Raw genomic sequence first — 13,710 nt, forward strand, 5'->3', positions numbered from 1 at the left:
GTGGGTACAAATCTCCATCTCAGACAACGGCCCCGGTATCCCACCTGAAATCAAAGACAAAATCTTCCAGCCATTCTTTACCACGAAGCCTACGGGACAGGGGACTGGATTGGGGTTGAGTCTGAGTTATGATATTGTGAAGGCGCATGGTGGCCAACTGACAGTAAATTCTGAAGAAGAAAAAGGATCTGAATTTATAATCATCCTACCCTTTCTATGATTTTTTAGGCCGGGAAGAAAAAAACCTTGATTTCATAAAGATTCTAAACGCTGCTTTAACAACTAGCTTTGATTTTATGATACGTTTTGGGATTAATGTCGTGGAAGAAAGTTGGTTATTTTAATAAAAGCCGTTTCTTAGTGTTATTGTCAATATTTAATTACCGCAAGTAGATCATATGCTAGAATTAGCAGGAATAATTATTTTGGGAATATTCGCACAATGGCTTGCATGGAGGCTTAAAATTCCCTCTATCCTGCCTTTGATTCTGATAGGCCTCTTTGTTGGACCCATATCTTCTCTTTTTACTGATGAAAGATCTCAATGGATCCAACCGATTTACCAAGGAAATTATGGGCTTTTCCCGGATGAAAACCTGTTTTATTTTGTTTCCCTAGCCATTGGAATTATTCTTTTTGAAGGAGGTTTAACTTTACGGAAAGGAGAAATCAAAAAAGTGGGGCCTGTCATTGGCAAGCTCATTAGTGTGGGTTCGTTGGTGACCTTTATAGGAGCTGGCTTGGCTGCCCACACTTTGTTTGACTTTAGCTGGCGCATTTCATTTTTGTTTTCTGCATTAATTATTGTGACAGGGCCTACTGTAATCAATCCTATTCTGAGGAATATTCCACTAAAAAAAGACGTTTCTGCAGTTTTGAAATGGGAAGGAATTCTTATTGATCCCATCGGCGCTTTGATTGCGGTTTTGGTCTTTAACTTTATCAGCGTCGAGGGAGGTGCTGGCTACACCGGACAGGCCTTGTATGATTTTGGGAAAGTGGTCGTCGTAGGTTTGTCATTTGGGACAGCTGGCGGTTATGCCCTTTATTATTCGATAAAAAACAAATGGGTTCCTCATTACCTTTTAAACGTAGTGGCATTATCTTTTGTCCTATTTACCTTCGTTTTTAGTGACCTTTTGGCGCATGAGTCAAGTTTGCTGGCGGTAGTAGTTATGGGCATGTTTTTGGGCAATAGTGATCTTCCAAATCTAAAGGAACTGATTGATTTTAAGGAAACCTTGAGTGTATTGCTGATATCCATTCTTTTTATATTGCTTTCTGCCAATATCAATCTGGAGGAACTGGTTTTAATTTTTAGGTGGGAAACAGCCATTTTGTTAGCCATTATTATTTTTATCATCAGACCTTTGGGGGTGTTTCTAAGCACCATCAACTCTACTCTAGGGACTAATGAAAAGTTATTTATCAGCTGGGTTGGCCCAAGGGGAATTGTGGCTGCAGGTATAGCCTCACTTTTTGGAACAAAACTCGCACAAGCCGGGATTGAGGGGGCAGAATATATCACGCCACTTGTCTTTTCGGTAGTTTTGATAACGGTATTGTTGAATGCGACCACAGCAAGATTATTCGCTTCTGTGGCTGGGGTAATCAAAAAATCCGATGGGGTATTGATAGTGGGAGCTTCTAAGGCATCACGTTTAATTGGTCTTTACCTACAAGAACATAACAGGCACGTAGTATTCGCTGACACCAATCGTGTCAATTTAGAAAGATGTAACCAAAAGGGACTGGAAGCCATTTATGCAGACATCTATTCTGACGACTTGGATGAATACCTTGAATTAAATGATATGGGATTCCTTCTGGCCATGACCGGCAATGACGACATCAACAAGCAGGCCATTGAAAGGCTTGGGTCTGAGTTTGGAGAACATGGCTCTTTTAGACTTATCAATTCCGAAGAAATGAAATCTGAAAAAGAACTGGCTTCCGAAGAACTCTTTTCAAAAACCCATGATTATGTTAAAATAACTACTGTAGCAAGGCAATATCCTTTTATACATGAAATCCCGATAGATTCAAATGATTCGTTTTCTTATCTACTAGAAGAAATTGAAAAAGACGATAACGCCATAGCGATTTTTATGAAAGACAAAAATGGCAATATCGAAGTGCTCGCCCATACAGAAAAATTAATTATAGAAAAAGGTTGTCGATTGGCATATTTGGGCAAAGCCATGAATTTGGAAAACAAGAAGACAGAAACATTAGTTAAAGAAAATTAAGCGCCGTAATGTTTTGAAACTTTGAAGGTTTCAAACTACCCGCAACAGTCTCTCCTAAAAACTTTTGAAGAAAGAATAAATCTCCGACAACGGCCCCGGCATCCCTCCTGAAATCAAAGATAAAATCTTCCAACCTATCTTTACTACCCTGCCTACAGGACAGGGTACAGGATTAGGATTGAGTTTGAGCTATGATATTGTGAAGGCGCAAGGCGGGACGATCAGGGTGGAAACTTTGGAAGGGAATGGCTGTACATTTGTCATTGAGTTGCCGAATGCCTAAATTAAATGCAAATCAATTAAAAAGAAACATGATGTGTGCAATAAAAACTACTGCCTTTTTTAAGGAAAATCAGTGATCTACAAAAATTATCCGTCCATGATGATTATATTCCATCGCTGAAATAATAAACACAAAAATTTTGGACAAAATAAGTGGAATAAGAGTTAAAGATCATGGATCACTTAAATTATTTACCTGTCAAATGATGCTTATCAGGTCTATTCCTTTTTTATTTTCTCTTGTCTTTTTTATTTCAGTAAAAAGCCAATCCCAAACACCCAAAGCAGACAGTTTATTGTGGGTCATCAAGTCAACAGACGATGACAGTTTGAAAGTAAGGGCATATATTGATTTGGGCCAGGAATTCATTAATTCGGACATCAATCAATCCATCCATTACCTCGATGATGCCATTTTGATAGCGCTTAAAATAAACTACAAAAAAGGACTCGCAGATGCATACAACTACCAAGGTAGAGCTTTGGCCAATCAAGGTAATTTTCAGGATGCTATTTTTATCAACAGACAATCCTTAACTGAATATCAGGACCTCAAGGACAAAACCGGTGAAGCCAATATCCTGAACAACTTAGGCTCTATTTATTACCGGATGGGAAACAGCAGCAAGGCTTTGGAGTATCACTTTCAATCACTCAAGATTGCAGAAGAAATCGACAATAAATTAAGAATAGGAACCTCTTACAATAATATCGGTACAGTCTACCAACAATCCGAAAGCACGCTTGACGATGCCCTAAATTCATATAAAAAGGCCTTAGAAGTTTTCGAAGAGATAGATTATGAAGATGGTATATCTACCGTCGCCATGAATCTTGGAGAGATTTATTATTATGAATTAAAATACGATTCTGCTTTACGTTACCATCAAATAGCCTTGGAAATTTGTGATGGTACCATTGATGCGCCATTTCCGCTAACCCAAATGGGAGAAATATACGGTGCCATGGGGCAATTTGAAACTGCCAATGATTATCATCGAAGAGCGTTGAACATTTCCGAAAATCTGGAAACTAAATTTGATTTGACTCAAAGTCTTATAGGTTATGCAAAAACCCAAAAGAGACAAGGTGATGCTCAGCAGGCTATCAGGACTTTGGAAAGGGCTAGAGTGCTAGCTGAAGAAATCGAAGCCAAAAGTGAATTAAAAGATGCCTATGAAGGTTTATCGGAATTATTTGCTTTGCTTGGAGATTATAAAACTGCTTATGAAAATGAGATCAATGCAAAATCCGTAAAGGAGGAAATTGCAAAATCCAGTACCGATGAAATGATCAGGCAGCTTCAATTTGAATTTGAACTAAGCCAAAAAGAAGCTGAAATAGAACTGCTTCAAAAAGACACTGAGTTGAAAAATGCAGCAGTATCCAATCAGCGGATTGTAATTTTTGCAGCTTTTGGAGGTTTGGTCATGTTTCTTTTTATCAGTATTTCACTTTTCAAGAATAACCTCAATAAGAAAAAAGCAAACAGGCTTCTTCAGTCTCAAAAAGAAGAAATACATGCCCAAAGGGAAAAGGTTGAATTGGCCTTGGATCAATTGAAATCCACCCAAGCCCAATTGATCCATTCAGAAAAAATGGCTTCCCTAGGTGAACTTACAGCAGGCATTGCCCATGAGATCAAAAACCCGTTAAATTTTGTGAACAATTTTTCGGAAGTAAGTTATGATATGATTTTGGAGATCCAGGAACTTAGGAGCAATAATAAATCCCTAAATCAAGGCCCTGGAACTGCTAAAACAGAGGAAGATCAATTGGAAGATGAATTGTTGAGAGACATCAGGATAAATCTTGAAAAAGTAACACACCATGGACAGCGGGCGGATGCTATTGTACAAGGAATGCTGGAACACAGCAAAATCCGCCATGGCGAAAAGGAACCTACTAACCTGAATGCACTGGCCAAGGAATTTTTAAACCTAACATACCAAAGTTTCAAAGCCAAAAACAAAGATGCTGAGATAAAACTGATCACAAACTTTGATCCCGAACTTCCAAAGATTGAGATAATTCGACAGGATTTTGGAAGAGTTTTATTAAATATCTTCAACAATGCTTTTTATGTCTTAAACAAAAAAATCTCAAAAGATGGGGACCTGCCAAGTGGTGAACCTCCTACACTTACCCTCAGCACTTCAATCCACACTAACCCTCAAGGGGTAAAAAGTGCAATAATCTCCATCTCTGACAACGGACCGGGAATCCCTGATAAGATCAAAGACAAAATATTCCAACCATTTTTTACCACTAAGCCTACCGGTGAAGGAACCGGATTAGGCTTAAGTTTAAGCTATGACATTGTAAAGGCAAATGGTGGGGAGATCAGTTTAATTTCAAAAGTCGGAAAAGGAACCACTTTTTTGATTGAATTACCAGCCCTTGAAGGCTAAGTAAATTTTTTCGTTATCCGAAGTCTGTGGCTTCGGATTGATGAGTTCTGAGGCTCTGTCTCTAAAAATCTCAATATCTGCGTTCGTTTGTAAAAAGAAATAGACTCAATTTTCGGAAATATATAAAGTTGAAAGACTTTGAACAATATCAATGAAAATTGCTAAATTGTGCATCAGAAATCATACTGTTAAAACCAAAATCCAGTATTTAAAACTATATAGGAATTTCTTATTTTACAACATCCGTATAGTGAAACCAATGGTATAAATAATAAAATTTTAAATTCATCAAAATTAAAAGAGAAATGAAATTTTTAGTGGTTGACGACGAAAAGGATGTAGAGTTATTGTTTCAGCAAAAACTCAGAAAAGAAATCAGAAGTGGTTCTATTGAGCTTGAGTTTGCTTTTTCAGGAAATGAAGCGCTCGAAATCATGGAGAAAAGTGATTCAAAAGAAGTGATGTATATTTTTTCTGACATCAATATGCCGGGAATGACAGGCCTAGAATTGTTGGACAAGTTAAAAACAAAATTCCCCCAGATTCCGGTCAGTATGATTTCTGCCTATGGAGATGCAGAAAATTATGAAAAGGCCATTGAATTGGGTGCAAAAGAGTTTTTTGTCAAACCGATCAACTTTGAAAACCTGAAAGTGGAATTGAATAAAATTATAGAAGACAAAGAGCCTAAGCAGGACTAGAAGTTATTAAATCTAACGTTTTTCTAATTCCTCTATATTTTTGAAATCAGAAAAGGTTTCCTTTAATTATCTGTATTTCAATTCTTTGATGGCCCAATTCTTTGCATAGTTTCCATAAAATGATAAATTTGGTAAAAGCAGGATTCTAAAACCTAATCCTTTTTATCAACCCAAAACACCCGCAAATGGAAACTTATCAAAAAATAACCTACCCTTCTTCTCCTACCCGAAGACAAAAGCCCTATTATCCCAAAAAAATTAAACCGCCATTTTGTTGGATTTTTCTTCTCCTGCTCTGGGCATCTTGCCAATCTTCTTTAGAAAAAATTGAGATCGGGGAAACCGATATAGCTGGTACTGTTACAGGACCAAATGGCCCTGAAGCAGGGGTTTGGGTAATTGCCGAAACTTTTGACCTTCCTACCCGATATGCCAAAATAGTAGTCACAGACGATCAAGGCAGGTATTTGATACCGGAGTTGCCTGCTGCCAATTATACCATTTGGGTAAGGGGATATGGGTTGATTGATTCCCAAAAACAACAGGTGACACCCGGAAACAACATTGATTTGACAGCCGTTCTTGCACCTAATCCTCAGGCCGCGGCATACTACTATCCAGGAGGCTATTGGTTTTCACTTTTACGGGCACCTGAAAAAATCGATTTCCCAGGTACCGGACCTGACGGCAATGGATTTTCACCAAATGTCAAAACACAAGCGGATTTCTTGAGAAGTATAAAGTCCGGGAATTGTATGGCCTGTCATCAGATGGGCAGTTTAGGAACCAGAATGATTCCTAAGAGTCTTGGCACCTTTCATTCTTCTGAAGAAGCTTGGGAAAGACGTCTCCAATCAGGACAGGCAGGTCCCAGTATGATTGGAGGTATACAGAATTTGGGAAGGGATGGAGTCTTGAAGATGTTTGCTGATTGGACAGACCGGATTGCTGAGGGTGAGGTTCCCGAAACCCCACCAAGGCCCGAAGGTATCGAAAGAAATGTAGTCATCACCCAATGGGATTGGGCAGACCCCAAAGCCTATCTCCATGATGTGGTCTCCACAGACCGAAGAAATCCCACCTTGTATCCCTATGGCCCTGTATATGGTGCTCTTGAAGCCAGTGCGGATTATCTTCCGGTATTGGATCCTTCTACACATGAAGCAAGTCAGGTACCATTGACCGTAAGAGATCCCAATACACCACTTGCTTCGGGACCAGAGGTGGCAGCCTCATCTCCTTATTGGGGTGATGAAGCAATCTGGAACAGCCAGGCCAATGTACATAATCCCATGTTTGACGACAAGGGCAAAGTCTGGATCACAGCGGCTGTCCGGGCATTTGAGAACCCATCCTTTTGCTTGGAAGGTTCTGACCATCCTGCTGCCAAAGCATTTCCGGTCAGTCGATCCGGCCGCCATCTAGGGGTATATGATCCCAAAACCAAGGAGTACAAACATATCAGCACCTGCTTCAGTACCCATCACCTCATGTTTGCGGAAGACGAGAACAATACCCTTTGGACAAGCGGCGGCGGACAGGTGATAGGTTGGTTGGACACCAAAATGTACGAGGAAACAGGAGATGAAGAAGCCTCTCAGGGATGGACTCCCCTAATATTGGATACCAACGGAAATGGAAAAAGGGATGCCTACGTGGAATCCAATGATCCTGTAGACCCCAACAAAGACAAACGTATATCAAAGGGTTTGTATGCAGTTTCCCCAGCGCCTGACGGCTCTGTTTGGGGTTCTTCATTGGGTTATCCGGGAGCAGTAATCCGTTTGGAACCTGGGCCAAATCCAGTAGAAACTGCCTTAGTGGAATACTACGAACTTCCCCTTGATGAATCTGGAAATCCGGTTGAAGGATATTCTCCCCGTGGAATGGATGTCGATAGGAACGGGGTAGCCTGGGTAGCCTTGGCAAGCGGTCATATGGCCAGTTTTGACAGAAAGAAATGCAATGGCCCACTGAATGGCCCGAATGCGACAGGCCAACATTGCCCGGAGGGATGGACTTTTTATACCGAACCCCTTCCACAATTACAAGGTCTGGAAGAATCAGGAAGTGCTGAGTCCAGTTACTATACTTGGGTAGACCAATTCAATACCTTGGGATTGGGTGAGAACATCCCGATCAACACCGGAAACGGTTCAGAGGGATTGCTTGCCCTGAAAGACGGGAAGTGGGTTGTTCTGAGGGTTCCATATCCTTTAGGCTTTTATACCAAATGGATGGACGGTAGGATTGACGATCCTGATGCAGGTTGGAAAGGAAGAGGGATATGGGCCACCATCAGTACCCGGACACCATTCCACATGGAAGGCGGAAAAGGGACCACCAGTAAGGTGTACCACTTTCAGTTGAGACCGGATCCATTGGCGAGGTAATGGCAATAACCAAGAATTGAAGCTTGCCCGAGTATCGGGGAGCCAAGAATCAAGAGTTTGGACAGTTGATGCCAAGACCCATTCCCAATATAGGACAACGGCCCCGGCATCCCCAATACCGTCAAAGACAAAATCTTCCAGCCATTCTTTACAACAAAGCCTACAGGACAGGGTACGGGACTTGGGTTGTCACTGAGCTATGATATAGTGAAAGCGCATGGGGGAGAAATAAAGGTTCTAACGAAAAAGGAGGTAGGGAGTGAATTCATTATTGTGTTATTAATCAATTATTAAATCTGAAATACTATGTCATCCGATCGAAAAAATCTCCTGGAAAAAGTTTCAGAAACTTATTTCCAAGCACTAAAGAGTAAGGATTTCAAGGCCATTCCGTTCAGTGATAACATTGTCTTCAGGGCACCACTTGCGCCGGGTGGGGTCCAATACCCGATTAAAGGCAAACAAGATCTTCTTGATCAATGGTGGAAGCCTCTCGAACCGGCATTGGATGGGATACAGATCAATGTCATTGACCACTTTTACAATGAATCACTAACGCATATCATTACTAGGGCGGATATCACAATTGCGGCACTTGGTGTGACGCTTCGCGTGGCTGATCGTTTTATGGTAAATGAGGACGGAGAGATCACAGAACAGGAAAATCATTTTGATGCCAGTCCGATGAAAAGTCCGATTCATCACATCTGTCTGCGGTCAATGGATTTTTCGAAAACAAAGGAATTTTATCGTGACGTCCTTGACTGGCCATTGGTATTGGAACAGCCGGATCTGATCATATTCCTTGCAGGCAGTGTATTCATTGCATTCAAAAAAGCTGATCCTCGAGATAGAAAGTACTCCACATTCAGTCCGTTTGAGGTAGGACTTGATCATCTTGCCATTACCTGCGAGAGAGAAGAGGAACTGCATGCGCTGGCCAAAAAGCTGGCTGATGCGGGTATAGAAAGTACCGGAGTAAAACTGGACAATGTCTTAAACAAGCTCTATTTTGCTTTTAAAGACCCTGACCAAATAGCGTGGGAATTTTATATGAAATAGCAAGCATTCAAATGACATCAACTACCGATCAAATTGTACTTAAGCAAAGGATTGATGAGCTAAACCGTTTGGCATGGGAAATCCGCATCAACGAAATTGAAAAAGCAATGACATACAGTAAAGAAGCTGCGACGCTTTCAATAGAGATCAATTATGCCAAAGGGCAGGCAGATGCTTTTAGGATCATTGGTTTTGCTTCCCTGAGAAAAAGTGATTATGGTCAGGCTAAAACATACCTTGAAGAAGCTTCCAGCATTTATGATTCCTTAAATGATTTACAGGGACTGGCCGTAGTCCATGAATATGATGGTATTATTTACCGTAATACGGGAAATTGTAAAGCTGCACTAGAAAGTATTTACAAAGCTTTAGCGTTGAGCCGTCAAACCAATTTTCGTGACAACGAAGTAACCAATCTATATCAACTGGGAGTTACGTACCGACAACTTGGAGATTACGATAGGGCGCTTGAATATTTGTTTGAAAGCCTGCTAATGGCGAGGGCTTCAACATCTAAAATAATGGAGGCCTACAATCTGAACGTGATCGGTTCGATCTATTTTGAAACAGGTGATTATCAGGAAGCATTGAATTATTTCCATCAAGGGCTCCCTATTCGTCAGCAGGCAGGTGACTATTGGGGGGAAGCTGGTAGCCTGGACAATATCGGGCACACCTATCTGAAATTGCAACAATACGATGAGGCAATCAGTCATTGTAGGAAAAGCCTTGACATAGCAAGAAAGGTTGGTGATAAAAAGGGCGAGGCAAACTCTTTGCTTCATTTGGCTGAAATTTATCAAGAGAAGGGAGAATTGGCACTTGCAGCAGATTGTTCTAATGAAAGCATGGCAATCAGAAAATCAAGCGGTGATAAGAGAGGGGAGGCAGAAGTACTTCTGTTCCTGGCTGGATTACAACATAACGGCACAGATAACATGTTGGAGTACCTGCTTAAGGCAGCAGATATAGCAGAAAATGTAAATACAATTGATCTTCTGAGCAAACTAAGACAATCCTTATATTCTATTTATAAAGATGCAGGCAAATATAAAGAAGCACTTGAACAATTAGAATTACACACCGCTCTTGAAGTCGAGTTGCACAAGAATACGATAGCCCAGAAAATGGCCAATCTGAAGATTTCGCATAAAGCAGAAGAAGCCCGCAAAGAAACTGAAGCTGTCCGTATTAAGAACAATGAATTGAGCAGACTTAACAATGAATTAGAAGAACAGAAAGTCAGGTTGCAACAGGCGCTGACCGATCTCAAAATGACCCAAGCCCAACTTATCCAATCCGAGAAAATGGCCTCCCTTGGAGAACTCACTGCCGGCATCGCCCATGAGTTTCAAAACCCGTTGAATTTTGTAAATAATTTTTCGGAGGTCAGTGCTGAGTTGGTGGAAGAAATTAAAGAAACTAGAGCCAAAGTCCGGTCCCGAGAATCAGGAAGCCAAGAATCAAGACTTAAAACCGAAGAGGATGAGATAGAAGATGAGATTCTGGAGGATATCAAGCAAAATTTGGAAAAAATCAACCACCATGGCAAGCGGGCAGATTCCATTGTCAAAGGAATGCTGGAGCATAGCCGGACAAGTTCGGGTGAGAAGGTGTTTACAGATATCAATGCTTTGGCGGATGAATACCTTCGCTTATCTTATTATGGGATGCGGGCAAAGAACAAGAATTTCCAAGCTGACTTTAGAATCCAGTTCGATCCCGACCTCCCCAAAATCAATGTGGTGCCTCAGGATATAGGTAGGGTTTTGTTGAATGTTATCAATAATGCATTTCAGGCTGTAGGGACAAGGCATGCCTTGTCCCTACAGCCTATGGTTACCGTCTCCACCAAAAACCTTGGCGACAAAATACAGATATCGGTAAAAGACAACGGACCCGGCATCCCCGACGCCATCAAAGACAAAATCTTCCAGCCATTCTTTACAACAAAGCCTACAGGACAGGGTACGGGACTTGGGTTGTCACTGAGCTATGATATAGTGAAAGCGCATGGGGGGGAATTTGAGATTCGCTCCACAGTCGGAATAGAAACAGAGTTTACAATCCACCTTCCTTTCGCATCCTGAAAATGAAAGCACTCCGATCCATGTTTCAACTCGAAAATTTTATCAGGGGAGAATATATTGTTGGGAAGTCTTTGCGATCGGAATCGTTTTTCATCCTTCGAAAGACCGTTAATTTGGTTGATTATCGTTCGTCCATCTTAATTCTTCTCTATTTTTTTACGCTCAATTTTACTGTTCTAGCTCAGGGAACAATATCCGGAGAGCTCAGGGCCATAGACAGTCTGAAGCAAAAACTTGCTACCACAGATGATGATTCTTCACGGATAATGATCATGGATGGACTTGGGTTTAATTACGAACGAATAAATAATGATTCATCATTGAAATATAGTCATACAGCTCTTGCATTGGCCCGAAAAAATAATTTTGCCTGGGGAGAAGCAAGGATATTGGCAAGCCTGACTAGTCTCCTACGTCAACAGGGAAAATTTGCAGAAGCCTTGGACGCAATTTTTCAATCACTCAAAATAGCGGAATCGAATAATCTCCCTCGCGAAACAGCCCGGGCTTACAGGAGACTGAGCGCTATCTATGATGAGATGGGAAACTATCCAAAGTCAATTGAATACTGTCTTCGAGCATTGGAAATAGACGAACTAAATAATTATGCGCAAAGTGCCGCAATTGATCATATGGCATTGGCTGGGGGATATTTCAGGAATAAAAATCTTGATTCTGCTAATTGGCATTTGGAAATCGCTTTCCAGAGAAAGGATTTACTTCAAAATGAGATGAGTGGAGTGTATGAAATTGCGGGAGATATCGAAAATGATAAAAAAAACTACCATGAGGCACTAGCTTATTATAGGCTTGGTTACGGAATTTCCCATAAATTCTCAGATTATAGAGGACTTTCACAGTTTAGCGCAGCCATTTCTTCAATACATACCAAACTTGGAAATTTAGATTCCGCGCAATTTCATGCATTACGGGGATTTGAATATGCTCAACAAGTGTCATTCAAAAAAGGCATTGTCCTGTCTGGTACTTTACTCTCAGAATTATATGATTCCATCCAGCCTGCATTAGCACTAGAATATTTTAAGCTGGCCGCCAGTGCAAAAGACAGTTTGTTTGGGGCAACCCATTTTATGACTATTCAGAATCAAATTTCAAGAGAACAGGCTAGGCAAAACGAGCTGGAAGCGGCACAGCTTTCTTATCGCAATAAGTTAAGGTTATATGGTCTTCTTGCTGGAATTACCGCACTCTTTATCATCTTATTTTTTCTATATAGAAATAATAAACAAAAACAAAAAGCCAATATTATCCTTGAAAATCAGAAAAATCAAATTGAATTAACGCTTAAAGAACTTAAATTAACCCAAGCCCAGCTTATCCAATCCGAAAAGATGGCCTCATTAGGTCAACTCACCGCAGGCATTGCCCATGAGATTCAAAACCCATTGAATTTTGTAAATAATTTTTCGGAGGTCAGTGCTGAGTTGGTGGAAGAAATTAAAGAAACTAGAGCCAAGAGCCAAGAATCAAGACCTAAAACCGAAGAGGATGAGGTGGAAGATGAGATCCTGGAGGATATCAAGCAGAACTTGGAAAAGATCAACCACCATGGGAAGCGGGCAGATGCGATAGTGAAGGGTATGCTCGAGCATAGCAGAACCAGTACAGGAGAAAAAGTTCCGACTGATATTAACGCATTGGCGGATGAATATTTGAGGCTTTCCTATCATGGTTTGCGTGCTAAAGACAAAACATTCAATGCTGACTTTAAGACCGACTTCGATCACAATCTTCCCCTAGTCAGTGTGGTTCCACAGGAAATCGGACGGGTTTTGCTGAATGTTATCAATAATGCATTTCAGGCTGTAGGGACAAGGCATGCCTTGTCCCTACAGCCTATGGTTACCGTTTCCACCAAAAACCTTGGCGATAAAATCCAAATATCCATAAAAGACAACGGCCCCGGCATCCCCGACGCCATCAAAGACAAAATCTTCCAGCCATTCTTTACAACAAAGCCTACAGGACAGGGTACGGGACTTGGGTTGTCACTGAGCTATGATATAGTGAAAGCGCATGGGGGGGAATTAAAAGTAGAATCTAAAGAAGGTCAGGGAAGCAACTTCATTATAATAATTCCAGTTTAGGCAGCTAAAATTATGTGGTTTTACGCTTTAGGTAAGTAATTATTATTCAATGTGGTGAGAGGAGGAAAGAATTAAATTATAATTTAATATTTTAGAGGAGAACTTTATTTTAATCTCCCCATGAAAATAATTCTTATTCATAATTGTATAACACTTCCTACACCAATTTTTATTTTTTTTTCATTTTTTTTCTCCTACCAGACCTTATTTGCTCAGATAAATTCCAGTAAAGGTCTGCCCTCAATTACAACTTACCTCCCTAGGGAATATAAGGGCCATAACCAAATATGGACCATTATTCAGGATGAAAGGGGGTTTATGTATTTCGGTACCAGTGCAGGCATAATAGAATATGATGGAGTCAATTGGAATAAATTAAAATTTCCAAAAACTTCAAGCACAATCAGCAACAGG

At 40.7% G+C, this 13,710-nt stretch carries 9 protein-coding genes and 1 pseudogene; all 10 read left to right on the forward strand.

The window, feature by feature from the left end:
* On the forward strand, positions 1-220 hold a 220-nt coding region (locus tag ACEW8U_RS10290; protein ID WP_373521954.1), incomplete at its 5' end, for a sensor histidine kinase.
* Positions 221-398: 178 nt separating this feature from the next.
* Positions 399-2,249, forward strand: a complete 1,851-nt coding sequence (locus tag ACEW8U_RS10295; protein WP_373521955.1) for a cation:proton antiporter — start codon at positions 399-401, stop codon at positions 2,247-2,249.
* A gap of 79 nt (positions 2,250-2,328) precedes the next feature.
* Complete coding sequence (locus tag ACEW8U_RS10300; RefSeq protein ID WP_373521962.1) at positions 2,329-2,532, forward strand: sensor histidine kinase; 204 nt, start codon at positions 2,329-2,331, stop codon at positions 2,530-2,532.
* Positions 2,533-2,671: 139 nt separating this feature from the next.
* Positions 2,672-4,942 carry a tetratricopeptide repeat protein gene (locus ACEW8U_RS10305; RefSeq protein ID WP_373521956.1) on the forward strand — a complete coding sequence of 757 codons (2,271 nt, stop codon included), beginning with the start codon at positions 2,672-2,674 and terminating at the stop codon, positions 4,940-4,942.
* A 305-nt stretch (positions 4,943-5,247) separates the two neighbouring features.
* The gene (locus ACEW8U_RS10310; RefSeq protein WP_373521957.1) at positions 5,248-5,643 is read left to right on the forward strand and encodes a response regulator; all 396 of its coding nucleotides are present in this window, start codon (positions 5,248-5,250) and stop codon (positions 5,641-5,643) included.
* A 185-nt stretch (positions 5,644-5,828) separates the two neighbouring features.
* A complete protein-coding gene (locus tag ACEW8U_RS10315; RefSeq protein ID WP_373521958.1) occupies positions 5,829-8,036 on the forward strand; it encodes a hypothetical protein in 2,208 nt (735 codons plus the stop codon).
* A 105-nt stretch (positions 8,037-8,141) separates the two neighbouring features.
* Positions 8,142-8,330 (forward strand): annotated as a pseudogene (locus tag ACEW8U_RS10320) (ATP-binding protein); the annotation flags it as partial.
* 12 nt (positions 8,331-8,342) lie between these two features.
* Positions 8,343-9,098, forward strand: coding sequence for a VOC family protein (locus ACEW8U_RS10325; RefSeq protein ID WP_373521959.1), 756 nt, complete (start codon positions 8,343-8,345; stop codon positions 9,096-9,098).
* Positions 9,099-9,109: 11 nt separating this feature from the next.
* Positions 9,110-11,188, forward strand: coding sequence for a tetratricopeptide repeat protein (locus ACEW8U_RS10330; RefSeq protein ID WP_373521960.1), 2,079 nt, complete (start codon positions 9,110-9,112; stop codon positions 11,186-11,188).
* A 2-nt stretch (positions 11,189-11,190) separates the two neighbouring features.
* Positions 11,191-13,296, forward strand: a complete 2,106-nt coding sequence (locus ACEW8U_RS10335) for an ATP-binding protein (protein ID WP_373521961.1) — start codon at positions 11,191-11,193, stop codon at positions 13,294-13,296.
* Positions 13,297-13,710 lie beyond the last annotated feature (414 nt).

The organism is Aquiflexum sp., from assembly GCF_041751335.1.
Classification (GTDB): domain Bacteria; phylum Bacteroidota; class Bacteroidia; order Cytophagales; family Cyclobacteriaceae; genus Aquiflexum.